The organism is Pseudomonas sp. TZ252 (assembly GCF_056110345.1).
Window position 1 is genome coordinate 6174497 of sequence record NZ_CM148566.1, and the last position, 26367, is coordinate 6200863.

Here is a 26367-nt window from a genome sequence, read left to right on the forward strand (position 1 = left end):
CCGGCTCAACGGGCAAGAACGCCGGCCAGCCAGGAACGCCGCGCGCCCAGCGCTTCCTGCAATTCGCGGACGCCGATGCAGCGCCGTTCGGGGTCGAGGCTCAGGGCGGTACGCAGCGCCGGCCAGCAGCGCCGAGGCAGGTGTCCGGGCGCGCGCAGCTGGCGCTCCAGCCCCTGCTCCCGGGCCTGGTTCGAGGGCAGGCGGCGGAACGGATGGCGACCGTCGGCCAGTTCGTAGAGGACGCAGGCCAGCGCATACAGGTCGGCCGCCGGCGACAATGGCGCGCCCTCGAGCAGTTCGGGAGCGGCGTAGCCCGGAGTCCAGGCGTCGATGCGGCCCCGGCTGAGCTGCGGCAGGCCATCCAGGATGCCTGCCTGCGCCTGGCCGAGGCCGAAGTCGAAGAGCCGCACGCCCTCTTCGCCGAGCATCACGTTGCTCGGCTTCAGGTCGCCATGCAGTACTCCTTGTTCGTGGACGTAGGCCAGAACATCCAGCAACGGCCGGGCGATCGCGCTCAGCTCGGACCAGGGCAGGCCTTCGGGACGCTCGCAGAGCAGGCGGTCGAGCGGCAGGCCAGGCATGAGTTCCATGACGATGTAGGCGCGCTGGCATGCGGTGTCGACGTCGAAGGTGAACAGACGCACGACGTTCGGATGGCGCAAGCGCCGGGTCAGGGCGAACTCGCTATAGAGCAAGGCGCTGGCGTCGGGTGACTCGGCGACCGACTCGTTGAGCAGCTTCAGCGCTACCAGCGGCGCCGGGTCGCCGAACTGCTCATGGAGCAGGTCCCGGGCACGGTAGACCGTCCCCATGCCGCCGGCGCCGAGCATCCGCTCCAGACGGTAGCGCCCGGAAAGAACGTCCGGCAGCGGACCGGGCAACACCGCCGGCAGGTCCGGCGCCGAGGCGGTCGGGGCGGCGAAGGCGAAATAGGTCAGGTTCGCGCCGCCCTCCTCCTCCGGCAGCAGCTCCAGCGACGACAGCGGTTCGTTCATTGGCGGATCACCACGGCCGTCAGGTTGTCCCGTGCGGCGCCGCTCAGGGCACCGTCGAACAGCCGCTCCACCGCCACCTGCGGCGATGCCAGGCTCAACGCGCGACCCAGCGCATCGGCGCTCAGCTCTTCGTAGAGCCCGTCGCTGCAGAGCAGGAAGACATCCCCGGGATGCACCTCCAGTTCCAACACGTCCAGCACCAGTTGTTCGCTGGCGCCGACGGCACGTGTCAGCGCGCGCGCCGAGGGATAGGCGCGGGCCTGCTCGATATCCATCCGCCGTTCGTCGACCAGTCGCTGCAACAGCGAGTGGTCGCGGGACAGCTGGTACAGCCGCTGGCCGCGCCACAGGTAGCAGCGGCTGTCGCCGACCCACACGCAGGCCGCCCGCGAACCCTCCACGACCAGCGCCACCACCGTACTGCCGATGATCCTGTCGCCGCGTTCGGCGCTGAGGGTGAGTTCCTCGCCCAGGCGCCGGTTGAGCCAGTGCAGGCACTGGCGCATCGCGTTCAGGCGCTCGTCGAATCCCGCCCGGGCCGGCAGTTCCGCCAGGCTGGTGACGATCATCCGGCTGGCCAGGTCGCCGGCCTGGTGCCCGCCCATGCCATCGGCGACCGCCCAGAGCCCGCGATCCGGGCAGTCCAGGAAGGCATCCTCGTTGCGCGCGCGGACCTTGCCGCGATCCGTGCGTGCCGCGCTGCGCCAGGGCTCGGTGCGTTGCATCAGAGCTGCACCGGCATGCGGAAGCTGCGCAGGACCGCGAGATCGAACGGATTCGGCGTGCGCTGGGCGAGCAGCAGGTAGTTGGCGCGCAGGCCGCCCAGGTCGGCCTTGAGCACCATCACGTCACGCCCGCTGAGGTACTCGGTCTGCATCAGGTCGAACAGCCTGAACAGCGACCAGGGCCCGGTATTGCGTTCGATTCCCACCGGTCGTCCGGCCATCTTCTCCAGCACCAGGCTGGTGCGGCCGCCGTCGGCGTCGCTGGGCCACTTGAACGACATCGGCACGATCGGGCCGTGGCGGTACTCCATGGACTGACCGTCGAAACGGAACTCGGCGCGGCTGACGCCAGGATCGAGGGTATAGGGCTCCAGGCGGAAGCGCACCTGTGGCTCGGCCGGGTTCTCGGCGAAGAAGCTCTGGCGGATCAGCTGGGCCGTGCCCATCTGGTCGAGATAGACCTTGGACATCGGCAGGCTGTAACCGTCCACGCTGCGCAGGCGGTAACTGCCCGGGTCGCCGCTGACGAAGGGCCGCATGTAGGTTTCGAAGAAGCGTTCGGCGACGCCCTGCGCCTTGAAGAACTCGCGGAAATCGCTGACCGCGACATCGCTGGCGCTGTGCGCGTTGAACGGGTAGCGCTTGTTGATCGCCTTGCTGTAGAAACCGTACAGCTCGCTCTGGTAGCGCTGGTTGAGATACAGGTAGGCATCGCCGAGGACCAGCCGCCAGGCGTCTTCGGCCAGCACGCTGAACCATCCGCCGAGCGGTCGCGGCAGTCGCGCGGAGGCGTTGCGCAGGTTGCTCAGGGCATCGCGCTGGCCGCCCATGCGGCTCTTCGCCATGTCGAAAGCCGCCTGCTCCGGCTGGCTGGCGCGCGCCAGTCCGGCGAGTTGCAACTGCAACTCGTTGAGCGCCTGCAACAGCGGGGTGAGGTCGGCCGCCGGGCCGTTGTTATCGTCGAGCAGGCGATGCAGGGGCTCGAAGCGGCGTTGCAGGGACTTCTTCGCGGTATCCGGCAGGTTCTTCGCCAACGCGTCCCTGGCCTTGCCGGCCGCCGCGGCGGCCGCCTTGCCCAGCTTGCCGCCCTTTTCCGCGGCCTTGTCGCTGGCCTCTGCCAGCGCCTCGGCGCTCTCCGCCAGGACCGGGAAACGGGTGTTCTCACGGACCTCCAGCAACAACTGGAGGATCGGCGAGTTGGCGGCGAGCAGCCCGGAAACCTGGTCGGCGCCCTCGCCGGCATCGTTGAACGGCAGCAGGCCCAGGCGTCCGACCGCCTCGCTCCAGAAGTTCGCGTAGTCGCGGAAATACAGCTGCTCGAGTTCGACCATCAGGCGCCGCAGGTCCATGTCGCTGATCCCGCTGCCCTCGCCCAGGACCCAGTTGTCGCGAAGGATGTCGTTGACCAGGCTGGCGCCCTGGACCACGAAGTACTGCTGGTAGCCCTGCTGGGTGTAGAACCCCGGGATCACGTAGTCGGTGCCGACGAACAGACCGGCCTGCGGCCCCAGGTGCTGGCCGAAGCGATACTCGGGCAGGCTTCGCGCCTGTTCGCGCAGCACCCGGTAGACCACGTTGGCCAAGGACTCGCTGCGCAGCACCTGGCGTGCCTGGGCCACCAGGGTCTCGTTCAGCGGATAGCTGAACGGTTGCTCGAGCAGACGGGCGAAATGCGTGTTCAGGCCATTCTGCACGGTGCCGTTGCCGGCATAGCGCTGCGACCAGTCGGTAGCCACCCAGTCCTTGAGCCATCCGTTCTCGCGGCGCTCGCGCAGATTCAGCATCAGGTAGGCCCGCAGGCTGTTGAGCAGGCGTTCGCGATTCTGCATGTTGCCGCGGATCTGCGCTTCGAGCATCCGCGCCACGCGCGGCAGCAGTTGCGTCTCCAGCTCGCGGCGATAGGCCGCGGCCAGCGGCGGGTTGACCTCGTTGCCCTGGTACAGCCCGGCGCGCTCGTGCAGCGAGACTTCCCCTTTGGGCGGAAACACGGTGGTCGCCGCATAGCTGCTATCCAGCGTCTTCAGCGCCGCCATGGCGTCATCGCGCTCGCCAAGCGCCTGGCGCTGCTGGGTCCATTGCTGCGCCAGCTCGCGTAGCCGCTCCAGGCGCTCGTGGTTGGCCGAGAAACCGCCAGCCCAGAGCAGGCCGAATAGCAGAAGGAGCGCCAGCGAACCGACGTACAGGGCGCGCTGGCCCCAGTGGATGCGCGTGCGTTCGCGGCGATCGAGACCTGCCAGGTTGGCCTCGGGGAAGATCACCTGGCTCAGCAGGTGATGGATGAAGCGCGAGCGCCCGTTGCGCAGGGTCGGCAACAGGCCGCTGGCGATCCCCAGGTTGGCGCCGATGCCGGCGGTGTCCTCGTCCAGCTGCTGGGCCAGGTGCGGCGCGCTGGTCAGGTAGAAGCCGCGCAGGCGGCTGGCGCGCTGGTAGCGGTTGCCGGTGAAGGCGAGTTCGACGAACAGGCACAACCGCTCGCCGATCTGGCCAAGCTGGTGCGGGAAGTCGAGGATGCGACCGCGACGCAGGGTATCGCGCTCCTGGTGGATGCGCATGATCACCTGGCTGTTCAGGCGTCGCAGAAGGTCCTCGAACGCCTGGCGCAGGACCGTCACATCGGTGCCGTTCTGCTCCTTGCCGAAGCTGGTGCCCAGAACCTGGTCGCTCTCCTCGCGGCTCAACTGGTCGAAGAACTCGTCGAAGCCGAGCAACTGGTCGGCCTTGCTCAGCACCAGGTAGACCGGCAGATCGAGGTGCAGGGTCTGCTGGATTTCCTGCAGGCGCGCGCGCACCTGGCGAGCCAGCGTATCCAGCGCCATCTCGTCGTCGCTGAGCAACGTTTCCACCGGAATCGACACCATCACGCCATTCAGCGGCCGTGCGCGGCGGCGCTTGCGCAACAGGCCGAGCAGGGTCGCCCAGGCGCCCCCGTCGACCTCGCCGTCGGCTTGGGTCAGGTAGCGCCCGGCGGTGTCGATCAGGACGCCGTGGTCGGCGAAGTACCAGTCGCAGTAGCGCGTGCCGGCGGTGTCGCGGGTCAGCTTGCGGTCGATCCGGTTGATCGGGAATTCCAGTCCGGAAAAGTCCAGCAGGCTGGTCTTGCCGCTTCCCTGCGGGCCGATCAGCAGGTACCAGGGCAGCTCGTTGCGCCAGCGCTCGCTGCGACCGCGGTACAGGCTGGAGGTCTTCAGGGTGCGCAAGGCGTCCTTGAAGCGGCTGCGCAATTCCTTCTGTTCGTCTTCGATCAGACCGTCGCGGCGCAGGCGCTCCTGGCCCTCGTCGCTGTCCTCGACGGCCTTGCGCCGCACTCCGGCGCGCCAGCTGACGAAGACCATCGCCAGCCCCCAGACCAGGAACATCAGGCTGATGCTCAGCAACCGCGAGGTCGGGCTTTCCCAGAACTTGTAGTCGGCGACCGCCAGCAGCGGCCCGACGAACCACACCAGCAATGCCGCCAGGAGTACCAGCAACAGCGTCCAGACCCACGTCTTGCGCAGGAAGGCGCCGACTTTCTTGAAGAAGTTTTTCATTTCGCGTCCCTGTGTTTACGAACCGGGCTGTCCTGCCGCCGCATCGAGCGACTGGTAAGGCTGCAGCACCGTGTCGCGTTGTTCGCCGAGAACCCAGGCGAATCCCGAATACATCACCACTAGGCAGACCAGGGTGAACAGCGCCACCATCCACCAGGGCACGATCCGCACCAGGCCGCGACGCTGGTCGCTGAGCCCCTGCCAGTGCGGCGACAGTTCGCGCGGCACGTCGCCGCGCAACTGGCGGATCTGCCGGTAGAGCGCATCGGAAATACCGTCCAGGTCGAGCACGCCGCGAGCCATCACCCGGTACTTGCCCTCGAAGCCGAGGGCCAGGCAGAGGTACATCAGCTCCAGCATCGGCAGGTGCTTGACCGGGTTCTTCGACAGCCGGTCGAGCAACTGGAAGAACTTCTCGCCGCCGAAGGTCTCGTTATGGAAGCTGCTCAGCAGGCTGATCTTCGACCATTCGCTTTCGTTGCCCCACGGGGTGGTCACCACCGCCTCGTCGACCACCGTGCACAGCACGTAGCGCGCCGCCATGACCTGGCTGTTTTCCACGCCATCCTGCACGGCGCGGAATTCGAAGAGCTTCATGGCGGAGGTCAACCGCTCCTTGAGCGCCGCAAGGTTCTCCAGCACGGTGCTGTGCTTGAGCCGGACCACTTCCGAAAGCAGTTCGGAAGCCGCCGCCACCAGCGGGTTCAGGCTGACGTTGAAGGCCTCGCCCGGACGCAGGCGCGCCGCGTAGATCATCCGCTCCTCGAGCTGCTCGAAGCGCGGCGGTTCGGCGAAATCGGTCAGCGGCCCCTGGGCCGGTACCTGTCCCTGGTGATCGAGGAGGACGGTCTTCTCGTCCTCGTGGTATTCCCTTTCCTTGATCATGTTCAGTTCCTGATGGCCCAGAATTTCAGTTCAAGCTCGGAGAACTCGCCGGATACGTGGAACGCGAAACCGCCGGAGCGCTCCAGCTGGGCCATGTCCTCGGCGTTGGGTTCGAGAATGAAATAGGTCTTGTTGGAGTGGAACGGGATCTGCCGCGGCGCCACCGGCAGCGGCTTGACCCGGATCCCCGGCAGGTGCAGGTTGACCAGTTGGCGAATGTGCTCGACCGCACCCACCTTGAGATGCGCGGGCAGCCGCTGGCGCAGTTCCTCCGACTCGCAATTGGCACTGGCGGCGAGCACGAACGAGGCGCTGCCGAGCAGCTTGTGGTCGTGCAGGGGCGAGACCAGGATGCCGTACTGGCGGGCCTGGAGAGGCAGTTCGATGGCATGCTGCTCGAGCACCATCGACAGGACCTGGCGGATCGCCTCCATCAGCCTGCGGAAGCTGGCGCCCTGGTCGCTGTGCTGGTAACGGCTGTCCAGGCGCGGACGCTTGCTCTCGCTGCCGAAGGTGGCGAGGTCGCCGAGCATGGTCAGCAGCACCCGGTACAACTGCTCCGGATGCACCTGCTCCAATCCCAGGTAGTGGCGCAGCAGCAACTCGGTGCGATTGATCAGTTGCAGCATCATGAAATCGCCGACCTCCGCGCCGCCGACCTTGCCATTGGACCGGATACGCTCGGCGATGGTGTCGCCGCGATGGCCGAGCATGCTGATCACTTCCTTCAGGCAGGACAGCAGGTAGGCGGATGCGTGGGCGTGGAGGTAGCTCGGCACGAAGTCGGGATCGAGGCTGATCACCCCGTCCGGCGTGGTATCCAGCACCACCGCCACCTTCAGTTTGACGTAGGCCTGGTCGCTCTGCTGCTCGCCGAGCAGCAGGCGAAAATCCGGCCGCGCGCAGCTGACCTGCACCATGGAATCCTCGCCGGCGTTGGAGTCCGCCACCTCCAGGTCGTAGGCGGTATAGCGCGCCAGGACCTCGGCCTGCTCCGGCCGGCGCGCCTCGATGTGGTTGCCGGTGACCAGCGGCAGGGCCAGGTAGATCGGCACGTTCGAGGTATTGGGCGGCACGTCGAGGGCGAGCGGCTCGGTGTTGCCGCCGAGTTCGAACAGACTGCCGTCGGGCAGTACGCCGGAGGCCTGGCTGATCACCAGCTTGCCCATGTTGAGGAACTGGCGGTCCAGCTCCAGGGCGAGGAAGCCCCAGTTGTAGCTGCCCAGCAACTGGGTCCGGGCCTTCATCTGGTTGTCGTAGTAGCGGTCGTTGTGTTGCAGGTGCTGCGGGCGCAGCAGCATGCCTTCCTGCCAGACGATCTTGTGCACGTTCATCGCGCGTCACCCGCCTTGCCGAGCAGTTCGCCGGCATTCAGGATGCCCTTCTGGCCCAGCTTCAGCTCTACCCGGGTCAGCTCTTTCGCCGTGACCGGCACCACGTAGCGCCAGCTTGCCTCGCCGAGATCACGGTAGGCGGCGAGCACGCCCACGTAGCGGCTCCCCTCCCCCACGCTGAGCTTGAGTTCGACCCGCTCGCCGGGACGCAGCTCCAGCTCCTCGCTGGTCACCAGGTCGGGGTCCAGGGTCTCCTTGGGACGTTCGTAGAGGCTGAAGAAGTCGGCGTTCTCGAACGCCACCGGGTGTTTCAGCTCGAACAGCCGCACTACCACCGGCGACGGCCGGCCATTGAGGTCGGGATTGACCCGCTCGCCGGCGCTCAGGGCGAGGTCGAGCTTGGTCAGTCTGGAATACGGCGACAGCGTGGAACAGCCGGCCAGCAGCGCCAGGACGGCGAGCATGGCCAGCGCCCTGGCTGGCGGGATCGGGCGACGAGACATGGCGATCATCCTTGGTGCTCGGTGTAGAGGGTGGAAATCAGGCGAACCTGCTCTTCGTAGGCCTGGGCGAAATCACGCGCCAACAGACGCTCGCTCCAATCGTCGTCCTGGCATAGCGACTGGTGGTAGCGACCATAGGCACGCCAGCGGCTGCCCGAGGTGGCCAGCAACGGCCGGCGACCGTCGCGCTCGAAACGCAGGGCCAGCTGCTGCGGCGAGAAATGCTCGAGGGTCGCGCGCACCGCCGCCCGGCTGGCGCCGAGCAGCGCCACCTGGTGTGCCTGGAGGTCGCGGAAACTGCGTGCGACGGCCTGTTCGCCACTCAACTGGCCAGGCTTGCCATCCCGTAGCAGATGACCCAGCGCCTCGCCGGCATCGGCGCTGAAGCGCAAGGGATTCTTGCCGGTATCGCGCAATGTGCTCAGCGACAGGCGCAGTTCGTTCTTCAGTTCGCTGCGGGTCCGCAGGCTCTGCTGCAAGCCGCCGATGCACTGCCGCAGCAAACCGGCGGCGTCGATCGCCAGCGCTTCGCGCGCAGCGCCGTCGAGGCCTTCGAGGTCCACTCCGAGCGCCTGGCCGAAACGCTGCCAGAAGGCTTCGTCGCGTTCCGGAGGCGGACTTTCCACGGGTTCCTGCGGAGCCGCCGGGGCGGGCACCAGCTCCGGTACGACCAGGCTTTCCATGTCGATCCGCGCGTAGTCCGCACGCGCCCCGGCCTCATGACTGGGCTGGGCGATCGCGCTCAGGTCGTCGAGTTCGTAGGCATCTGCACCGTCCTGGTCGAGCGCCTGCAACGGATCGAGGGCCAGGAAGGCATCGTCCGGAATGATGCTGCCCGCCGGCTGCGGCCGCCCGACGTCCATGGCGAGCTCGTCGGGCTCGCGCAGCAACCGCGCGCGGATCTCGAAGTCGCCGAGCAGGAAGACGCTGTCCTGCTCGATGCGCTGCGGCTCGCCATGCGGCAGGCGGCTGCCGTTGCCGGCGCGGATGCCGTTGCTGCTGGTGTCGGTCAGGTAGAACGCGCCGTTGCGATAGCTGACCCGCGCATGCTGCTTGGACAGGTGCCGCTTGCGATCGGGAATCGCCCAATCGCACTCACCGCCGCGGCCGATGAGGCCGCCGTTCCTGCCGAAGGTCTTGCTGCATAGCTCTGTCGGTACGAATTGCTTGGCGCTGAGCATTTCCAATACCAGTTCCATGAGATCGCTCCTTGCGGTCACTTGCCGCGATTGACCGCCTGCGGATCGCCAAGCGGGCGATAGTCGCCGTCGTTGAATTTGTAGTTGCCGCTGCAACCGGCGAGGCCGCAGAGGACGGCCAGGGCCAGAAGCACGGCGGGCCAGTGACGAACAGGCATCAGGGAGTCTCCATGGAAGGGCCGCGGACGCCGCGCTCCAGGCGCGCGCCCGGCTGGGCTGGTTGGAAGGAAATCTCGATCATGGGCTTCAGGTCCGGGGATCGCCGAAATGAATGTTCAGGCGTCCCATGCGATAGATCAGGGTTCGTCGCGGCAGACCCAGTTCGCGCGCGGCGAGGGTCTGGTTGCCAGCGTTCCTGCGCAGGCAGGCGAGCAGCAGGTCCCGTTCGATCTGCTCCAGATGCTCGCGCAGCTTGAGCGGCGCCTCCGCTTCCGGGGGCGCGCGCAGGGAAAAGTGTTCGGCCAGCAGCACCTCGCCTTCGCATAGCAGTACCGCGCATTCCACCAGTCCCTTCAGCTCCCGAACGTTGCCGGGAAAGCCATAGCCGTCGAGCAGTTCCAGCGCTTCCGCGGACCAGCCCAGCGGCGCGCGGCGCAGGAACACGCAGGCGCGCTCGGCGAAATGCCGGGCCAGTTCGAGGGCGTCGCCCTCGCGCTGGCGCAACGGCGGCAACTCGATGGGAAACTGCGCCAGCCGGTAGTAGAGGTCTTCGCGGAACTTGCCATCGCGTACCAGCAGGGCGAGGTCACGGTGGGTAGCGGCGATGATGCGTACATCGACCTTGTGCGTGTCGTTGCCGCCGAGCGGGCGAATCTCGCCTTCCTGCAACACGCGCAACAGCTTGGCCTGGAGCGACAGGGGCATGTCGCCGATTTCGTCGAGCAGCAGGGTTCCGCCATCCGCGGCATCGAACAACCCGGGACGATCGCGCTCGGCACCGGTAAAGGCGCCCTTGCGGTAGCCGAACAGCTCGCTTTCCAGCAGGTTTTCCGGAAACGCCGCGCAGTTCTGCACCACGAACGCCTGTGCACGCCGCGGGCCGTACTCGTGGATCGCCCGTGCGACCACCTCCTTGCCGGTGCCGGTCTCGCCCTGCAGCAACACGGTATAGGGGTTGTGCAGGACCTTGCTGATCAGGCGGCAGGTCTCACGCATCGCCGCGCTCCTGCCGATCAGCCCGTAGCCGCTGACCACCGGTGCGCTGGACGGTCCCTGCGGCTCGCCGGAGGGTTGCGAGAGGCGTTGCAGCAGATGCAGCTGGGCCAGCACGAACGAGCCCAGCTGGCCCAGTGGATGGGCGAATCCCTGCAGGTCCAGTGGGCGCCGGGTAGCGCAGACCACCATGCCCTCGACCGTTTTCTCCGGGCTCACCAGCGGAACGCAGAGCAGGGACAGCCAGGGCTGCTCCCCTGCCGGCAGGAAGCCGGTCTCGTGCAGCCGCGACGGCAGGTCGACGAGACTGACCACGCGGTTCTGGCACAGGGCGAACTGCAGCAACTGCTCGCCGGTGTAGTCCGCCGGCAGGCTCGACGGCTCCAGCGCCTGCAACAGGCCGTCCCGGCATTCGGCGTTGAGGGTGAGCGCGGTATGGGTCTGGTCGAGCAGATACAACTGGCTCAGCTCGCAGCCGCTGAGTTCGCCGACTGCGCGTGCGAAACCGCCCAGCAGGGCCGTGATGTCGGTTTCCCGCGACAGCGCGCCGAACTGAGCGAGCAGGGCTTCGGCGAAGGCCAGGGGTTGCGGTACGCGGCTGAACATCGCACCCACCTCAGGCGAACTCGCAGAGCACGCGGCCGTGCTCGCCCAGCGTCGCATGGACCCGCTCGAGACGCTCGTCGCGCGCCATCGCTTCCAGCAAACGGTCGGCCACCAGCGGCAGCAGGTGCGTGTCCAGCAGGTGGTCGATCAACCGTGCGCCGCTGTCGCTCTGGGTGCAACGCTCGGCCAGGTGGCCCACCAGCGCCTGGCTGTAGTCGAAAGCCAGTTGACGGCGCGCCAGGCGCTCGCCGAGGCGTTGCAGCTTGATCTCGATCAGCTCGCGCAGTACCGGGCCGCCCACCGGGTAGTAAGGCACCACGCGCATGCGCGCCAGCAGCGCCGGCTTGAAATGCCGGCTGAGCGCCGGCCGGATGGTTTCCTCCAGGAGTTCGGCGGAAGGCCGCGCGCCGTCCTGGCAAAGCGCGGCGATGTGCTCGCTGGCGAGGTTGGAGGTCATCAGGATCAAGGTATTGCGGAAATCGATCTCGCGCCCTTCGCCATCGTTGGCCACGCCCTTGTCGAAGATCTGGTAGAACAGGTTGAGCACGTCCGGATCGGCCTTCTCCACCTCGTCCAGCAATATCACCGAATAGGGCTTCTGGCGTACCGCCTCGGTGAGCATGCCACCCTCGCCATAGCCGACATAGCCGGGCGGCGCGCCGATCAGGCGCGAGACGGTGTGCTTCTCCTGGAACTCGGACATGTTGATGGTGGTGATGAAACGCTCGCCGCCATACAGCAGGTCGGCCAGCGCCAGCGCGGTCTCGGTCTTGCCCACCCCGCTCGGGCCCACCAGCAGGAACACGCCGACCGGCGCATCGGGCTTGTTCAGCCCGGCCGCGGTGGCGCGCATCGCGCGGTCCAGGGCACTGACCGCCTGTTCCTGGCCACGGATCCGCGCCCGCAGGTCGTCGGCGAAACCCATCACCTTGGCGTTGTGTTCCCGCGCCAGTTGTTCCACCGGTACGCCGGTCCAGGCGCCGATCACCTCGGCAACCAGGCGCGGGCAGACCTCGAAGCTGACCAGCCGCCCCTGGGCCTGGGCATCGGCGAGCGCCTGGCGGGTTTCGTGAAGGGCCTTTTCCAGGGCTTCGACACCGCCATGCTCGTCGGCCGGGAAAGTCTCCGCGTCCGCCTCGCCGCCCTGCTCTTCCCGGTTCGCCTCGCGGGCCCTGGCCAATTGCTGGCGCAGGGCGAGCAGGCGCTCGGCGAGTTCGCGCTGGCGGCTCCACTGGTCCTCCTGTACGTGCCGCTCGCTTTCCGCCTGGGCCAGGCGCTCCTCCAGCGCCTGCAGGGCATCGTGGTCGATCGGCAGGCCTGCCTCGGCATCGCGGCGCAGGGCCTGGCGCTGGCGCTCGCCTTCGGCCAGCTCGCCGCGCAGGCGCTCGAGGCTCTCCGGCGCCGCCGCCAGGCTGATGCGCACCCGCGCACAGGCGGTGTCGAGGACGTCGACGGCCTTGTCCGGCAACTGGCGACCCGCCAGGTAGCGGGCGGACAGTTCGGCGGCGGCCACCACCGCGTCGTCGCGCAGGTAGATACCGTGGCTTTCCTCGTAAACCCGGGCCAGGCCACGCAGGATCGTCACCGCCTCGGCAACGCTCGGCTCATGCAACTGCACGGGCTGGAAGCGCCGGGCCAGCGCCGGGTCCTTCTCGAAATACTTCTTGTATTCGGCCCAGGTCGTCGCCGCGATGGTGCGCAACTCGCCACGTGCCAGGGCCGGCTTGAGCAGGTTGGCGGCATCCGAGCCGCCGGCCTGACCGCCCGCGCCGATCAGCGTATGGGCCTCGTCGATGAACAGGATGGTCGGCCTGAGCGCTGCCTTCACTTCGTCGATGACGCCTTTCAGGCGCCGCTCGAACTCGCCCTTCACGCTGGCACCGGCCTGCAACAGGCCCATGTCGAGGGACAACAGCTCGACGTCCCTCAGCGCCGGCGGCACTTCCCCTGCGGCGATCCGCGAGGCCAGGCCTTCGACGATGGCGGTCTTGCCGACGCCGGCCTCGCCGACCACGATGGGGTTGTTTTTCCGCCGACGGGCCAGGATGTCGACCATCTGGCGAATAGCCCCGTCGCGACAGAGCACCGGATCGAGCTTGCCGTCGCGCGCCTGCTGGGTAAGGTTGTGGGTGAAACGCTGCAACAGGGACTCGCCGCCGCCCGGCTTGCCGCTGGGCGCGCCCTCCAGCGGCTGCGAGAGCGCGAAATCCTTCAACCGCTCGATGTCGAGCCGCGCCAGCAGCGGCTGGTAGCGGCTGCCGGCATAGCGCAACGGGTTGCGTAGCAGGGCCAGGATCAATGCCGCCTGGTCGATCTGGCTACGGCCCAGTTCGAGGTTGGCCAGCAACAGCGCATCCTGCAGCCACTGCACCAGCTCGGGCGCGAACACCGGATTGCGCGAGGCACTATGCTCGCCCCGCGCTTGCAACGCGGCGTTGAGTTCGCCGGCGTCCACCGCGGCATCCTGCAGGGCGCGCGCCAGCAGTCCCTGGGGACGCTCCAGCAGGCCCAGCAACAGGTCCTCCACCAGTACCTTGCTGCCGCCACGGGCTACGCAGCGCTCGGCCGAGCCTTCGAGGTCGCGCCGGGTGTCGGCATCCAGCGCCTGAATCAGTTGTTGCAGGTCTACGTTGATCATGCTCATCCATCCTTAATGAATCTTGCTGCCCAGCGTCACCACGCCATCCGCGCGCTCCCGGCCCAGCCAGCTGGTCCAGCCAAGGCGGCAGGCGTTCTGCGCGCCGATGCGGAACTCACGGATTTCCTCGTGGCGCAAGACCAGCCGGATGTCGTAGTCGAGCGGGTCGCGCAGGGTGAAGCGAACCAGCGCGCAAAGCGGCTGGTAGCCGGGACCGATCGGCAGGAACTCGTGGAAGCGCTGCCAGTCGAGCTGGCGGATATGAATGCGGAACTTGCCGCTGCGGTCGCGGACCCGTTCGCCCAGCACCGCGTCTTCGCCAAGCTGGCTGTTGAACAGGCCGAGCCGGTTGCGCTGCTCTTCGAGGATCGCGACGCGCCGTTCGATACACTGCTCGGCGACCAGTTCGGCATGCTTGAAGTAGTAGCGCAGCACCGACTCGATCAAGGCCGCCGAGTGCGCCCGCAGGCTGAGCAGGCCCAGGTAGGGCAGCAGGCGTTTCCAGTTCAGTTCCCTGGCCTTGCGGATCTCTTCCCCGCCCAATCCGACGAGGGCGAACAACTGAGCGGAGAACGCATCGCTCGCGCCGCTCTGGAAGCTCACCCGGTAGCGGTACTTGCGCCAGATCGGCAACAGCAGCCGATGCAGGCGGTGATGGAAGAGATCGAGGAAGTTCCGCGTAGGATTGCCCTCCTCGCTGTCGCCCAGAGCCTGCTCGCTGTAGAACGCCGGCAACGGCGAACTGGCACCGAACAAGCCGATCAGGTTGAAACGCAGCCGCGCCCGCAGCATGCCGCGCTCTTCGAAGAACTCCACCCGATCGACATCGCTGCCCGGGAAACCGAGGCTAGGATTGGCCTGGAATTCCAACTGATCGTAGAGCGCCTCGTCTCCCAGGCCGGGATATTCCTCGCGGAGGCGATCCATGACCAGCAGGACCGCCTGGAACAGCGAGTACTCGCGAATGCCCCGGGCCAGCGCGCTTACAGCAGGGGCTGCAAACCCATGCGCGGTTTCCATTGGTACACGTCTCCCTGTGTGCTCCTCACCCGCAACTCGTGGTAGGAGTTGATGCTGGCGTAAAGCGCGAAAAATTCGTTCAGAACCGAAGCGAACACGAACAGGTCGCCCTCGCCGATGTAGCCTTCCGGATCGATCGTCAGCTCGGTACGCAAGCCGCGCAGCGGCAGGCCCCGATGCAGGCGGTCGACATGCTCGTGGCGGACCGCCTTGAGCCCGCCCAGCAGGCGCTTGCTGACCTTCGCCGCATGCTGGTCGTAGTAGCGCGGCAGGTCGTAGGTTTCGAGGATCACCTTGAGTGCGTCGACGTTGGCCAGCGACAGGTAGTTGAGCGACATGTTGCTGATCAGTTTCCAGAGGAAATCGCGGTTCAGCGGCGGCGCGTAGCTCGGCGTCGCCGGGGTGATATTGCGGAAACCGAGGAACTCCGGCGTACCTTCGCAGGCGACGCAGATATCGCCCAGGCGCAGCCGTTGGGGCAGGTTCTGGTTGGTGCAGGTCAGTTCCACCGACAGCGTCTCGGTCTGCTCGGGATGGCGGATGCCGAAGCTCAGGTAGGTGTCCAGGCCATCGTGCAGCAACGAGGTCCGTTGCCGGACGCTGTAGTGGGGCCGTGCTTCCGGGACGTCGAAGCTGGGATCGTGCTCGAAGGACTCGAACGGCACATAGGCCTGGTAGCCGAGCCCGCCCGGCCGCCAGCCGGTGACGCCCTCTACCGAGAACACCCCGCAGTCCTCCAGGCTGTATTCGGCCGGCATCAGCAGGTATTCGTCCTGCTTGCCGTCTAGGCGGATCGGCAGCGCATCGTGGCGGAACAGGTTGGCCACCGGCGTACAGTACAGCTTGACGTTCTCCAGCGTCGGGTGCAGGCGCTGGATGCCGCTCTTGCGGATATCGAAGCGCAACTCGAGGCCGCGGACCTGCTTGAGGGTTTCCTCGGGCAGCGCGCCGAGCAGGTCCAGGCCATCCACGTCGACGAACAGGAACTTGTCCTGGAACGCGAAGTACTCCTGCAGGTAGCGATAGCCACGGAAGGTATTCAGCGGATAGGGAATCAACGCCTCGTCTTCGGCGAAACCCACCGGCTGCACCCGCTCGCCCGTCAGGCGGAACGACATCGGCTTGCCGGCCACGCCATCCAGCGGCCGCCCATGGGCGTCCAGCGGAATCAGCTGGATGCTCTCCAGGTTGCGCAGCAGGCACAGGTAGAGCATCTGGCTGATGTAGCGCTCGCCGGCCAGGTGCAGGCGCAGCCGACTCAGGCCCAGCTCGCCGAGGTGCCCGTCGCAGTTCATCGCCAGGCGCAGGCCGAGCAGCGCTCCCTCGCCGGTCACCGAATAGTTGAGCGCCTCCAGCACCAGCGGCAGGACCTCGGTGGCGTAGCAGGTACGGAAGCGACAGGCGACCTCGCCCACCGGCCGGCTCTCGACCGGCGTATCGCGCTCCACGCGCAGCGCCCCGCCCGGGCGGGTCAGGGGGTCGAACTGGAGAATGCTGAAAGCCGGCAGCGGGCGCATATAGTTCGGCCACAGCAGGTGCATCATCGAGTGGCTGAGTTCCGGCAACTCGTCGTCCAGCTTCTGCCGCAACCGCCCGGTCAGGAAGGCAAAGCCCTCGAGCAGGCGCTCGACATCCGGATCGCGTCCGACCTGCCCGAGAAACGGGGCCAGGGCCGGGCTACGCTCGGCGAAACGGCGCCCCAGCTGGCGCAGTGCGGTGAGTTCGCTCTGGTAGTAATGATTGAAGGACACGGCTTACCTGCTGGATATCGTTTCACTGATGGCAGTCGTCTGACCGCTGCCGCCAAAACCGCAATGACATTTCTGGCCTGAAGATCGGAAACCCACGGTGTCCGTTGTCTTTCCGTAATCGACCCGATTCGCGCCCATCTCAGAAGACCTCATGGACGAACCAGGCATCGAAGCGGTACAGCGCCAGGCCGAGGCGTCACCCTGGCGGGCCGCCGCGAGGCCGTCGAAGAACACGTCGGCGGAACCGACGCCGATGGGGTTGCTGCCGTGCCCGGGGAGCGGACAAGCGGTGGGATCGGAAACGCGGGCTGCGGGTTTGCCGGACATCGAAACCTCCTTAGCTGACCTTCACCTGGCCGCTGCCATCCAGGCGTGCGGAAAAACTCACCTGGCGCTTGAAACCTTCCACCTCCAGCAACCCTTCGATGCTGAAGGCCAGGCGGAGCTGGTCGTTGTCGCGCGGCAGGGAAACGACACGCACGTTGCTCAAGCGCGGTTCGTAAGCCTCGATGAAACCTTCGATGGCCGAGCGGGCCTGGCTCAGGGAGTCGTGCAGGCTCAGGCGCATGTCGTTGAGATCGGGCAACCCGTAGTCGGACAGCGTCTGCACGCTGCCCGCCCGGGTGCTGAGCATCTTGCCCAGATGGGCAGCCACCGACGCCATGGCGGAAACCTCGCGGCTCCAGCCGACGCGCTTATCCGCGTCGCCGTTCAGGCGCTCGAACAGGCTGCCGTATCCGGTCATGGAAAGCTCCGCTTACTCTTTGTCCAGCTTGCCGACCAGCGACAGGGTGAAGTCCGCCCCCATGTACTTGAAGTGCGGGCGCACGTTCAGGCTGACGCGGTACCAGCCCGGCTCGCCCTCGACGTCACTGACGATGATCTGTGCAGCGCGCAGCGGGCGACGGCCGCGCACTTCGGCGCTGGGGTTTTCCTGGTCGGCGACGTACTGGCGGATCCACTTGTTCAGCTCCAGCTCGAGGTCGGTACGCTCCTTCCACGACCCCAGCTGTTCGCGTTGCAGGACCTTCAGGTAATGGGCCAGGCGATTGACGATCATCATGTACGGCAACTGGGTGCCGAGCTTGTAGTTCAGCTCCGCGGCCTTGCCTTCGGCGCTGATGCCGAAGAACTTCGGCTTCTGCACCGAGCTGGCGGAGAAGAACGCGGCGTTGTCGCTGCCCTTGCGCATGGTCAGGGAAATGAAGCCTTCCTCGGCCAGTTCGTACTCGCGGCGATCGGACACCAGCACCTCGGTGGGGATCTTGGTCTCGATCTCGCCCATGCTCTCGAAGTGGTGCAAAGGCAGGTCCTCCACCGCACCGCCGCTCTGCGGCCCGATGATGTTCGGGCACCAGCGATACTTGGCGAAGCTGTCGGTCAGCTTGGTGCCGAAGGCATAGGCGGTGTTGCCCCACAGGTAATGCTCGTGGCTGTTGGCCACGGTCTCCTTGTAGGCGAACGACTTGACCGGATTCTCTTCCGGATCGTAGGGCGTGCGCAGCAGGAAGCGCGGTACGGTCAGCGCCACGTAGCGGGAATCCTCGGACTGGCGGAAGCTCTGCCACTTGGCGAACTGCGGGCCTTCGAAATGATCCTTCAGGTCCTTCAGGTCCGGCAGGCCGGTGAAGCTTTCCAGGCCGAAGAACTTCGGACCGGCGGCCGCCACGAACGGCGCATGGGCCATGCAGGCCACGCTGGAGACGTATTGCATCAGCTTGACGTCGGGCGAACTGGGCGACATGTAGTAGTTGGCGATGATGGCGCCGACCGGCTGGCCACCGAACTGGCCGTATTCGGCGGTGTAGATGTGCTTGTACAGGCCGGACTGCATCACCTCGGGCGAGTCCTCGAAATCGTCCAGCAGGTCCTGCTTGGAAACGCTGAGAATCTCGATCTTGATGTTCTCGCGGAAGTTGGTGCGGTCGACCAGCAGTTGCAGGCCGCGCCAGGCCGACTCCAGCGCCTGGAAATCGGGATGATGGAGGATCTCGTCCATCTGCGTGCTGAGCTTGGCATCGATCTCGGCGATCATCCGGTCGACCATCGCCTTCTTCACCGGCTCGCCGTCGTTCTGCGGCTTGAGCAATTCCTCGATGAAGGCGGAGACGCCGCGCTTGGCGATGTCGTAGGCCTCGTCGTCCGGGCTCAGGCGGGTCTCGGCGATGATGCTGTCGAGAATGTTGTATTCGCCGTTCTGGTTCCGGCCTTGCTGTGCGGCACTGGTGCTCATGTATCTGCTTCCTTGGCTAGGGGTGGCTCAGGCGTCCTGGGAGGGGGCGGCGCTCAGCCCCAGCTCGCCCAGCACACGGCTACGGGACTCGTCGTCGGCGAGTACGCTTTCGATGGCCTTGCGGAACGCCGGGGCGTTGCCCAGCGGGCCCTTGAGGGCCACCAGCGCATCGCGCAACTCCATCAGCTTCTTCAGCTCGGGCACCTGCTCGACGATGCTGGCCGGGTTGAAGTCCTTCATCGAGTTGATCTGCAGCCCCACCGCCAGCTCGTCGCTGCCGCCCTCCTCCTGGAGACGATTGGGTACGCTCAGCGTCAGCCCCAGCTCCTGCTTGGCCAGGACCTCGTCGAAGGTCATCTTGTCGATGCCGATCGGCTTGCGGTCCTCCACCTTGCGCTCATCCGTGCGCTGGGTGTAATCGCCGATCGCCAGTAGCTTCAACGGCAGTTCGATTTCTTCCTGGGCACCGCCAGTGGCGGGCTTGAAGGTGACGTTGATGCGTTCCTTTGGGGCTACCGAGCCTTCTTTGGCCATGGCTTTTTCTCCTTGAGAATTGAGGGCGCGAAGCCCTATTCGAGCACCACCTCGAGATCGAGGTGGCACAGCCTGCGATAAATGTCTTCCTTGCGTTCTCGCACGGCGTGGTTCTGCGGCAACAGCTCGCAGCAGCTATGCAGCAGGTGCAATACATCCAGCGCCAGATCGGGCTCCCAGGCGTGCAATCCCGATTCGTGCAACTGATGGTCGAGGCTCTCCAGCTGGGTCTTGGCCAGCTCGTACTTCTTCGCCAGGAAGCACAGTCGCGCGAGGCTCAGTTGCCAGAAGAACCGGGCGCGTCCGCCGTGGGCGCGCTTCATGCCCTGCTTCAACACCTGTACCGCCGCCTTCAGGCCGTCCTTGCGCAACACCGGCTGGACCTCGTCCAGGGCGACGTCCCATTCGGCCTGCAGGGCCACGGTCTCGACCTTGCGCGGCGCACTGTCGTTCTGGAGATGGGGCATGACATGGGCGCTGATCCAGCCGCGGGTGGCCGCATCGGCGAATGCGCTGCCGTCGTGGAAACGCAGCTCCACCAGCCCCGGCAGACGCTGCAGGAGCAAGGCGAAATGCATTTCGACTTCCCGCATCGCCTGCTCGGCGTTGAGCCCTTGCAGGCACTCCCAGACCAGGCGCTGGCCGTCGAACCAGAACGGCGCCCGTGCCAGGCTCGCCTCCAGCTCCACCAGGAGATCGGCGTACAGGCCCTGGGCGAAACGCTCCTGGTAGCTTTTCAGCTTGTCCGCCGGCACTCCCCTTAGCGCGGTGACCTGTTCGGCATTGCGCTCGGGCATGGACTCGATGGGCAGCCAGAGCATCGTTCGGTTGAGGCGCAGCGCGCGCAGATCGGTGGCTTTCTGCTTCAGCCACCAGGCGCACAGGGGGCGTGCGGCCTCCTGCTGGGCGCGCATGGCCTTGTGGGCGTCGCGCTCGTTGTCGATGGGCGCACCCGGCGCCAGCAACTGGCTGGCCGCCTGCTTGACCTGGGCCACCACGGCGCCGACCACGCCAGGTTCGGGCTGGTTGTCGGCGGCGCGCTGGAGCATGCCCGAAAGGCGTCGGCTGATCGGCAGCAACAAGGGCGCGTCGTCGCCCAGTTGCGCGGTCAGCGCGGTATCGAGTTTTTCCAGGTGCTCGGCGAGACGCCGGAACAGGGGGAGTTGCTCCTTGATCGGTACGTTTTCGTTCAGCGCCTGCTCCAGCCGGGGCACCAGCCAGCCAATGGCCGCGGCGCGAGTGCGCGCCTTGAGCGGATGGATCTCGACCCAGTGCCGGCTGCACAGACGTTCCAGCAATCCCAGTCCGGCCAGCAAACCGGGAAAGGATTCCCGTTGGTAGAGGGCCCAGGTCAACCAGGCTGCAACACGCAGGTCCTTGGATTGGGCACGAAGCAGCGCTTCGCTGTTTTCCAGGATTTTCAACCAGTCGGTCTGGCCGTTCTCATGGAGCGAGAGCGCCTTGCCCAGCTCATTTTCCAGCGCCTCGTATTCGCTGGAAAAACGCACATCCTCACCCGCAAAGACATCCTTTGAAATCGGCTGTTCCGCGAGTTCCAGATAATGCGAGGAGAGCTTGCTCGAATAGGTCATCCTAACCCTTCAATGCACACCATGTGCGCCAATGAATATCTTAACAATTCAACTAGTTGGCATAAAAACCGAACGAAAATCCCAATAGTCTGAAGAGCTCTTTGCCTTTTCCATGAAAACAACATAAAAACTGGCAAGCAACAGGACATTCCCTCTTTGGGAATTTTCCTATTCATTGATACGAATCAATGAAAGATTTTCAGCCAAACGTCAGGCGTCTGCGTCCATGCCCTTTACGGCTTGGCTATAGCCATCATAACGACATTGATGGCCATTTGGAAAACCCTACCAAAACAGGTAGTTAACAATTTATAAAAAATAAGGCAGGCAGTATGGATTTCTCCGGAGAGCCTCGAAACATAGGCCTTCCAAGCGGACCAACAGCTGATTTAGAGCGTAATAGCGATTGTGCAAGAAGTTGCACAATGAAAACCAAGAAACATCCCCAATAACAGTCCACAGCCCTTGAAAATACTGGCCTGAACACTACTGCGCAAAAAGTTGCACAACACTCCGCAAATTCTTGCTCAATTCACTTGTTATTTTTCTTTTCAGAATGAGACATGGATAACAATCAGCCATTGGATGAGATTGATTAAAAGAGCCATGAAAGACTGGCACGGGAATTGTTAGGGAAATTAATCGAGATGGGCGGTCCCATGGCCACCGGCGAGGAAGTTGCGCCGTGACCGACTGCAGGCGGGACGCACCGCTGCGTTTACCCTGGGCACGCCCGTACCGCACCGGCTGGGCGGAAATCGATAGCGACCCGAGCAGTCAGGAAAGCAGGATTCGATGACAGCCGCAGCGCCTATCGCCAAGCCCTCGATGACCAACTTATGCGGTAGGCCGCGTACGGCGACGACAGAGAATTGCGCACCGCTTACCCGCTCGACAGTGCTGTGCGCCTACTGGCGAGAAAGCTGCCCGACAGTAGTCGGGTCGGCTAGCGCGGCCAGTCGGTCGATGCCCTCCTGGGCATCGACCTCAACGGCCAGTAACTGACCCGCCACCAGCGCAGCGCCGGGTACCAACAGCAGCGCCAGGAAAGCGAGCTACGAATAATCAGGAAAAACGCGCATCCAGCCCGATGCATAAAAATTTCGCTCTACCCGAAACTCCCGCTCATGACAGAAATCACTGCCTCGCCAACCGCTGATCGAAGCTCCCCTCAATCCAGCATCCCCACATACCCCGGCACCTCCCCCACTCGCTTGATCCACGCGCGGATCGCCGGGTAGGCCGTCAGGTCGAAGCCGCCTTCATGGGCGACATGGGTGTAGGCGTAGAGGGTGATATCGGCGATGGAGAACTGTTCGCCGACCAGGAATGGCGTGCGCGACAGCTGTTTCTCCATGACGTCGAGGGCCTTGTAGCCGCCGATCTTCTTCTCTTCGAACTCGGCGCGGCGGGCTTCCGGGAGGCCGAGGTAGAGCTTGATGAAGCGCGCCACGGCCACATAGGGCTCATGGCTGTATTGCTCGAAGAATTGCCATTGCAGCACCTGGGTGCGCAGGCGCGGTTCGCTGGGCAACAGGGCGCTGCCGTCGGCGAGGAAGTTGAGGATGGCGTTGGACTCCCACAGGCAACTGCCGTCCTCCAGCTCCAGCACCGGTATCTTGCCGTTGGGGTTCTTCGCCAGGAACTCCGGGGTCTGGGTCTCGCCCTTGAGAATGTCCACCGGTACCCACTGGTAGTCGATGCCGAGCAGCGACATGGCCAGCTTGATCTTGTAGCAGTTGCCCGAACGGTAATCACCGTAGACCTTGTACATCGTGTCGCTCCTCGGATCGGATGGCCGGCGCCCCGGAAGGAGCGCCGATGAGGGTTCAGGCCGCTTCGGCGGCCTGGGCGTCGCGGACGACCTTGGCCAGGCGCCGCAGGCCTTCGTGCAGGCGCTCCGGGGCGACGTGGCTGAAGTTCAGCCGCAGACGCCCGAGGTTCTGCTCCGGCTCGGCGAAGAAAGGTTCGCCGGGCATGAATGCGACATCGGCGGCCAGCGCCGGCTGGAGCAGGGTGCGGGTATCCAGCGGCTGCCTGAGGGTCAGCCAGAAGAACAGCCCGCCCTCCGGGATATTCCATTCGGCCAGCTCACCGAAGTGCTCCAGCAGCGCCTCCTGCATGGCGTCGCGGCGGACCCGGTAGAACTCGCGCAGTTCGGCCAGGTGCTGGCGGTAGGCCACGCTGCCGAACCATTGCAGCGCCTGCCACTGCCCTACCCGGTTGGTATGCAGGTCGGCCGACTGTTTCAGCCGCAGCAGGTGGGGGAACAGGTCCGGGGTGGCGATCAGGAAACCGACGCGCAGGCCCGGCAGCAGGGTCTTCGACACCGTGCCGGTATAGATCCAGCTGGACTTGCGCAGGCGGCTGACCAGCGGGGTTGCGCGGCCCTCGTCGAACACCAGTTCGCGATAGGGTTCGTCTTCGATCAGGGTCACGCCGAATTCGTCTAGCAGCGCCGCCACCGCGTCGCGGCGTTCCTCGCTGTAGCGCACGCCGGACGGATTCTGGAAAGTCGGGATCAGGTAGGCGAAGGCCGGCTTGTGTCGCTCCAGGCGCTGCCGCAGGGCAACCAGGTCGGGGCCCTCGGCACCCAGCGGCACGGTCACGCAATCGGCGCCGAACAATTGGAAGGCCTGTAGCGCGGCGAGGTAGGTCGGCGCCTCGAGCAGCACCTCGGTGCCCGGATCGATGAACAGCTTGCTGGCCAGGTCGAGGGTCTGCTGCGAACCGCTGACGATCAGCACCTGGCTCGCCTCGCAGGGGACGCCGAGGGCACGCGCTTCGGCGGCGATGGCTTCGCGCAGGGCAGGCTCGCCTTCGCTCATGCCGTACTGGCCCATGGAGGCCGGCATCTGCTCCCACTGCACCTTCGGCAGCATCGGCTCGGCCGGCAGCCCGCCGGCGAACGACATCACCTCCGGACGCTGCGCCGCGGCAAGGATTTCGCGGATCAAGGAGCTTTTCAGGCGGGAGATGCGTTCAGAGAAGGCCATGGGATCACCGGTAGCGTAGGCGGGGAAAAATGAGTCAAACTGCTTGACCGAAACTACGATGCCGCACCCGGAAGCGTCAATATGCCTGACCTGAAAAACCACGCCGTCCAGCAGCAGGCCATGATGGAAGCCTTCTTCTTCGCGTACCAGGCCTTCACCACCAAGCCTGACGAGATGCTCGCCCGCCGCGGCCTGGGACGTGTGCACCACCGCGTGCTGTTCTTCATCGCCCGCTATCCGGGCCTCAGCGTGAAGGAACTGCTGGCCCTGCTCGGCGTGACCAAGCAGGCGCTGAACATCCCGCTGCGCCAGTTGCTGGAGATGAACCTGATCGGCAGCGCCACCGCCGACGACGACAAGCGCAAACGCCTCCTCGGCCTCACCGCCGAGGGCGTGCGGTTGGAAAAGGCGCTGCGTCGCGAGCAGTCGCGGCTGCTCCAACGCTGCTTCGAGGAAGCCGGCGGCGAAGCGGTCTCCGGCTGGCTGGCGGTCAATCGCACCCTGGCTCGGGCGCATGCAGGCAGCCGCGGCGAAGCGGCGACGGAGGCCGCCGACTGACGCCCCATGGGCCTGGCGCATGGACGCTCGACAAGCCGACCGGCTGCCCGCTAGCTCCGCTCCAACTCCCGCGCCGCGCGCCAGCAGGCCAGCGCCATGGCCACGGTGGCGGCCAGCAGCGGCAGTACCGCCAGCACCAGCAACAGCACCGAAGCCAGCATCGCGCCGCCGGCGATGTCCAGCCAGGCCATGATCCGCAGCGACGGATAGAGGTTTTCCTGCTTGAGCAGACGCAGGCCCAGCCAGAGGGTGGTAGCGCCGATCAGCGCAAGCAGCGCGAAGTACACCAGCGCCTGCCAGTTCCAGCCCTGCAGCGCATCGTCGGTAACCGCCAGCAGGCTCCAGCCCTCGCCCAGCAGGGTCAGGAGAATCGACAACCATACCGGCCAGGCCAGCGAGGGGCCGCGAAAGCGCGACTCGACCAGGTGCTTGAGCCGCAGCAGCAGGTAGGCGCCGAGCAGGCTGAGGAGCAGGCCCAGCCAGTCGGCGTAGACCCTGAACGCGGCGCCGTCGCCGAATGCCTCCAGCAGGCTGAGCACCATCAGCACCACGCCGCCGGCTATCGAGGCCAGGCAGAGCCAGGCGAGGATGCGCAGTTGCGCGGGCGTCCAGCGCCGGCGGAAAGCATCCGGTATGCCCTGCTCGACCAATTCGACACGCGGCGTGGCGTAGGGGTTTGCATCCATGGCGAAGCTCCTCGGCAAATGCCGGGAAGTTACCAGCTCCGCCAGCTTCCGGCAGCTGCGACTGTATGGCCAACTATGTCCGCGGCTGTACCGGGACAGCCCCTGGCCGGCTGTTTAGGCTGCGCAAAACAGAAAAAGATGATCGGCACTCCGCGCCTCGCGCAACCTGCCCCGTGGCTCCGCCCACCGCCGTGCCCGGTCGTCCCGCACACTCCATGGAAGTACCCGGCATGACCGAAACCACCCAGCCCCAGCCTCGTCTGCGTCCGTTCGCCGACTCCTCTCCCGCCGCCGTGGTGGCCGGCTTCGTCGCCATGCTCACCGGCTACACCAGCTCGCTGGTACTGATGTTCCAGGCCGGGCAGAACGCCGGCCTCAGCAGCGCGCAGATTTCCTCGTGGATCTGGGCCCTGTCGATCGGCATGGGCCTGGCGACCATCGGCCTGACCCTGCGCTACCGGGTGCCGATCGTGATCGCCTGGTCCACCCCCGGCGCGGCGCTGCTGATCAGCAGCCTGCCCGGAGTGCCGTACAGCGAGGCGATCGGCGCCTTCATCGTCTGCGCCCTCCTGATCACCCTGTGCGGCGTCACCGGCAGCTTCGAACGCCTGATGCGCCAGGTTCCCTCCTCGCTGGCCTCGGCGCTGCTGGCCGGGGTGCTGTTCCGCATCGGCATCGAGATCTGCAACGCCGCCGAGCAACAGACCCTGCTGGTGCTGGCGATGTTCTTCAGCTATCTGCTGTGCAAACGCTTCTCGCCGCGCTATGCGGTGTTCGCTGCGCTACTGGTGGGGGTGCTGCTGGCCGGGATACTGGGCCAACTGGACTTCAGCAGGTTCCGCCTGGAACTGGCGGTACCGGAGTGGACCACGCCGAGCTTCTCCCTGGCCGCCACCATCAGCATCGGCATCCCGCTGTTCATCGTCGCCATGGCTTCGCAGAACATGCCCGGCATCGCCGTGCTGCGCGCCGACGGCTACCAGGTGCCGGCCTCGCCGCTGATCTCGAGTACCGGCATCGCCTCGATCCTGCTGGCACCGTTCGGCTCCCACGGGATCAACCTGGCGGCGATCAGCGCGGCGATCTGCACCGGTCCCTCGGCCCACGAGGACCCGCACAAGCGCTATACCGCGGCGCTCTGGTGCGGCTTCTTCAACTGCGTCGCAGGAACCTTCGGCGCCACCCTGGCAGCGTTGTTCGCGGCGTTCCCCAAGGCACTGGTACTGTCCATCGCCGCCATCGCCCTGCTCGGCTCGATCATGAACGGCCTGGCCAACTCGATGGCCGACGAGCGCCAGCGCGAGGCCGCGCTGGTGACCTTCATGGTCACCGCCTCCGGCTTTACCCTGCTGTCCATCGGCTCGGCGTTCTGGGGCCTGGTGGCCGGCCTGCTGACTCAGTTCGTGCTCAACTGGCGGCGCGGCTGACCGACC

Annotated in this window: 21 protein-coding genes and 1 pseudogene; 2 read left to right on the forward strand and 20 right to left on the reverse strand. The window is 65.9% G+C overall.

What is annotated here, in order from left to right:
• Window positions 1-5 precede the first annotated feature (5 nt).
• The 19 genes and pseudogenes from ACYAF3_RS28515 to ACYAF3_RS28605 form a co-directional block, all read right to left on the reverse strand.
• Window positions 6-995 carry a serine/threonine-protein kinase gene (locus tag ACYAF3_RS28515; protein WP_003097784.1) on the reverse strand — a complete coding sequence of 330 codons (990 nt, stop codon included), beginning with the start codon at window positions 993-995 and terminating at the stop codon, window positions 6-8.
• Entirely contained in the window at window positions 992-1720 is a 729-nt protein-coding gene (locus ACYAF3_RS28520; RefSeq protein ID WP_003087627.1) for a PP2C family protein-serine/threonine phosphatase, read from the reverse strand. Before ACYAF3_RS28520 ends, ACYAF3_RS28515 begins: the two co-directional genes overlap by 4 nt.
• Window positions 1720-5247: a type VI secretion system membrane subunit TssM gene (gene tssM / locus ACYAF3_RS28525; RefSeq protein ID WP_003114614.1), complete on the reverse strand. Its 3528-nt coding sequence runs from the start codon at window positions 5245-5247 to the stop codon at window positions 1720-1722. Before tssM ends, ACYAF3_RS28520 begins: the two co-directional genes overlap by 1 nt.
• Window positions 5248-5262: 15 nt before the next feature.
• The gene (icmH, locus tag ACYAF3_RS28530) at window positions 5263-6132 is read right to left on the reverse strand and encodes a type IVB secretion system protein IcmH/DotU (protein WP_003087622.1); all 870 of its coding nucleotides are present in this window, start codon (window positions 6130-6132) and stop codon (window positions 5263-5265) included.
• A 2-nt stretch (window positions 6133-6134) separates the two neighbouring features.
• Complete coding sequence (tssK, locus tag ACYAF3_RS28535) at window positions 6135-7466, reverse strand: type VI secretion system baseplate subunit TssK (RefSeq protein ID WP_003097790.1); 1332 nt, start codon at window positions 7464-7466, stop codon at window positions 6135-6137.
• Window positions 7463-7969: a type VI secretion system lipoprotein TssJ gene (gene tssJ, locus ACYAF3_RS28540; protein WP_003122875.1), complete on the reverse strand. Its 507-nt coding sequence runs from the start codon at window positions 7967-7969 to the stop codon at window positions 7463-7465. Before tssJ ends, tssK begins: the two co-directional genes overlap by 4 nt.
• Before the next feature lie 5 nt (window positions 7970-7974).
• Window positions 7975-9168, reverse strand: a complete 1194-nt coding sequence (gene tagH, locus ACYAF3_RS28545) for a type VI secretion system-associated FHA domain protein TagH (protein ID WP_003114611.1) — start codon at window positions 9166-9168, stop codon at window positions 7975-7977.
• Window positions 9169-9185: 17 nt separating this feature from the next.
• The gene (locus tag ACYAF3_RS28550) at window positions 9186-9326 is read right to left on the reverse strand and encodes a hypothetical protein (RefSeq protein ID WP_003087614.1); all 141 of its coding nucleotides are present in this window, start codon (window positions 9324-9326) and stop codon (window positions 9186-9188) included.
• 88 nt (window positions 9327-9414) lie between these two features.
• Window positions 9415-10926 carry a sigma-54 interaction domain-containing protein gene (locus ACYAF3_RS28555; RefSeq protein ID WP_003097799.1) on the reverse strand — a complete coding sequence of 504 codons (1512 nt, stop codon included), beginning with the start codon at window positions 10924-10926 and terminating at the stop codon, window positions 9415-9417.
• A gap of 10 nt (window positions 10927-10936) precedes the next feature.
• Window positions 10937-13570 carry a type VI secretion system ATPase TssH gene (gene tssH / locus ACYAF3_RS28560; protein WP_019371917.1) on the reverse strand — a complete coding sequence of 878 codons (2634 nt, stop codon included), beginning with the start codon at window positions 13568-13570 and terminating at the stop codon, window positions 10937-10939.
• Between the two features lie 6 nt (window positions 13571-13576).
• Complete coding sequence (tssG, locus tag ACYAF3_RS28565) at window positions 13577-14584, reverse strand: type VI secretion system baseplate subunit TssG (protein ID WP_003087607.1); 1008 nt, start codon at window positions 14582-14584, stop codon at window positions 13577-13579.
• The gene (gene tssF, locus ACYAF3_RS28570; RefSeq protein WP_033980513.1) at window positions 14548-16335 is read right to left on the reverse strand and encodes a type VI secretion system baseplate subunit TssF; all 1788 of its coding nucleotides are present in this window, start codon (window positions 16333-16335) and stop codon (window positions 14548-14550) included. The genes tssG and tssF overlap by 37 nt, the downstream gene beginning before the upstream one ends.
• A gap of 159 nt (window positions 16336-16494) precedes the next feature.
• A pseudogene (locus ACYAF3_RS28575) lies at window positions 16495-16662 on the reverse strand (PAAR domain-containing protein); the annotation flags it as partial.
• Window positions 16663-16672: 10 nt separating this feature from the next.
• The gene (gene tssE, locus ACYAF3_RS28580) at window positions 16673-17080 is read right to left on the reverse strand and encodes a type VI secretion system baseplate subunit TssE (RefSeq protein ID WP_019683149.1); all 408 of its coding nucleotides are present in this window, start codon (window positions 17078-17080) and stop codon (window positions 16673-16675) included.
• 12 nt (window positions 17081-17092) lie between these two features.
• Window positions 17093-18568 carry a type VI secretion system contractile sheath large subunit gene (gene tssC, locus ACYAF3_RS28585; RefSeq protein ID WP_003087596.1) on the reverse strand — a complete coding sequence of 492 codons (1476 nt, stop codon included), beginning with the start codon at window positions 18566-18568 and terminating at the stop codon, window positions 17093-17095.
• Between the two features lie 27 nt (window positions 18569-18595).
• Window positions 18596-19102: a type VI secretion system contractile sheath small subunit gene (gene tssB, locus ACYAF3_RS28590; RefSeq protein ID WP_003097811.1), complete on the reverse strand. Its 507-nt coding sequence runs from the start codon at window positions 19100-19102 to the stop codon at window positions 18596-18598.
• A gap of 35 nt (window positions 19103-19137) precedes the next feature.
• Window positions 19138-20694 carry a type VI secretion system protein TssA gene (gene tssA / locus ACYAF3_RS28595; protein WP_017148916.1) on the reverse strand — a complete coding sequence of 519 codons (1557 nt, stop codon included), beginning with the start codon at window positions 20692-20694 and terminating at the stop codon, window positions 19138-19140.
• Between the two features lie 1171 nt (window positions 20695-21865).
• Window positions 21866-22468: a glutathione S-transferase family protein gene (locus ACYAF3_RS28600; protein ID WP_003097816.1), complete on the reverse strand. Its 603-nt coding sequence runs from the start codon at window positions 22466-22468 to the stop codon at window positions 21866-21868.
• Between the two features lie 55 nt (window positions 22469-22523).
• On the reverse strand, window positions 22524-23690 hold the full coding sequence (locus ACYAF3_RS28605; RefSeq protein WP_073667267.1) for an aminotransferase-like domain-containing protein: 1167 nt from the start codon (window positions 23688-23690) through the stop codon (window positions 22524-22526).
• 81 nt (window positions 23691-23771) lie between these two features.
• Here ACYAF3_RS28605 and ACYAF3_RS28610 point away from each other — a divergent pair, with 81 nt between their 5' ends.
• Window positions 23772-24248: a MarR family winged helix-turn-helix transcriptional regulator gene (locus ACYAF3_RS28610; protein ID WP_003097819.1), complete on the forward strand. Its 477-nt coding sequence runs from the start codon at window positions 23772-23774 to the stop codon at window positions 24246-24248.
• A 50-nt stretch (window positions 24249-24298) separates the two neighbouring features.
• Here ACYAF3_RS28610 and ACYAF3_RS28615 read toward each other — a convergent pair whose 3' ends face one another.
• Window positions 24299-24934: a hypothetical protein gene (locus tag ACYAF3_RS28615; protein WP_003097821.1), complete on the reverse strand. Its 636-nt coding sequence runs from the start codon at window positions 24932-24934 to the stop codon at window positions 24299-24301.
• 230 nt (window positions 24935-25164) lie between these two features.
• Here ACYAF3_RS28615 and ACYAF3_RS28620 point away from each other — a divergent pair, with 230 nt between their 5' ends.
• Window positions 25165-26361, forward strand: a complete 1197-nt coding sequence (locus tag ACYAF3_RS28620; protein ID WP_003087572.1) for a benzoate/H(+) symporter BenE family transporter — start codon at window positions 25165-25167, stop codon at window positions 26359-26361.
• Window positions 26362-26367 lie beyond the last annotated feature (6 nt).

Excerpts from the sequence above, each read along its gene's own strand:
- ACYAF3_RS28610 (WP_003097819.1), top strand. The coding sequence starts at position 23,772 with ATGCCTGACCTGAAAAACCACGCCGTCCAGCAGCAGGCCATGATGGAA.
- tssK (WP_003097790.1), bottom strand. The coding sequence starts at position 7,466 with ATGAACGTGCACAAGATCGTCTGGCAGGAAGGCATGCTGCTGCGCCCG.
- ACYAF3_RS28620 (WP_003087572.1), top strand. The coding sequence starts at position 25,165 with ATGACCGAAACCACCCAGCCCCAGCCTCGTCTGCGTCCGTTCGCCGAC.
- ACYAF3_RS28555 (WP_003097799.1), bottom strand. The coding sequence starts at position 10,926 with ATGTTCAGCCGCGTACCGCAACCCCTGGCCTTCGCCGAAGCCCTGCTC.
- tssM (WP_003114614.1), bottom strand. The coding sequence starts at position 5,247 with ATGAAAAACTTCTTCAAGAAAGTCGGCGCCTTCCTGCGCAAGACGTGG.
- tssE (WP_019683149.1), bottom strand. The coding sequence starts at position 17,080 with ATGACCGGATACGGCAGCCTGTTCGAGCGCCTGAACGGCGACGCGGAT.
- tssA (WP_017148916.1), bottom strand. The coding sequence starts at position 20,694 with ATGACCTATTCGAGCAAGCTCTCCTCGCATTATCTGGAACTCGCGGAA.
- tssC (WP_003087596.1), bottom strand. The coding sequence starts at position 18,568 with ATGAGCACCAGTGCCGCACAGCAAGGCCGGAACCAGAACGGCGAATAC.
- ACYAF3_RS28550 (WP_003087614.1), bottom strand. The coding sequence starts at position 9,326 with ATGCCTGTTCGTCACTGGCCCGCCGTGCTTCTGGCCCTGGCCGTCCTC.
- tssH (WP_019371917.1), bottom strand. The coding sequence starts at position 13,570 with ATGAGCATGATCAACGTAGACCTGCAACAACTGATTCAGGCGCTGGAT.
- ACYAF3_RS28515 (WP_003097784.1), bottom strand. The coding sequence starts at position 995 with ATGAACGAACCGCTGTCGTCGCTGGAGCTGCTGCCGGAGGAGGAGGGC.
- tssG (WP_003087607.1), bottom strand. The coding sequence starts at position 14,584 with ATGGAAACCGCGCATGGGTTTGCAGCCCCTGCTGTAAGCGCGCTGGCC.
- icmH (WP_003087622.1), bottom strand. The coding sequence starts at position 6,132 with ATGATCAAGGAAAGGGAATACCACGAGGACGAGAAGACCGTCCTCCTC.
- tssB (WP_003097811.1), bottom strand. The coding sequence starts at position 19,102 with ATGGCCAAAGAAGGCTCGGTAGCCCCAAAGGAACGCATCAACGTCACC.
- tssJ (WP_003122875.1), bottom strand. The coding sequence starts at position 7,969 with ATGTCTCGTCGCCCGATCCCGCCAGCCAGGGCGCTGGCCATGCTCGCC.
- ACYAF3_RS28605 (WP_073667267.1), bottom strand. The coding sequence starts at position 23,690 with ATGGCCTTCTCTGAACGCATCTCCCGCCTGAAAAGCTCCTTGATCCGC.
- ACYAF3_RS28520 (WP_003087627.1), bottom strand. The coding sequence starts at position 1,720 with ATGCAACGCACCGAGCCCTGGCGCAGCGCGGCACGCACGGATCGCGGC.
- tagH (WP_003114611.1), bottom strand. The coding sequence starts at position 9,168 with ATGGAACTGGTATTGGAAATGCTCAGCGCCAAGCAATTCGTACCGACA.
- ACYAF3_RS28600 (WP_003097816.1), bottom strand. The coding sequence starts at position 22,468 with ATGTACAAGGTCTACGGTGATTACCGTTCGGGCAACTGCTACAAGATC.
- ACYAF3_RS28615 (WP_003097821.1), bottom strand. The coding sequence starts at position 24,934 with ATGGATGCAAACCCCTACGCCACGCCGCGTGTCGAATTGGTCGAGCAG.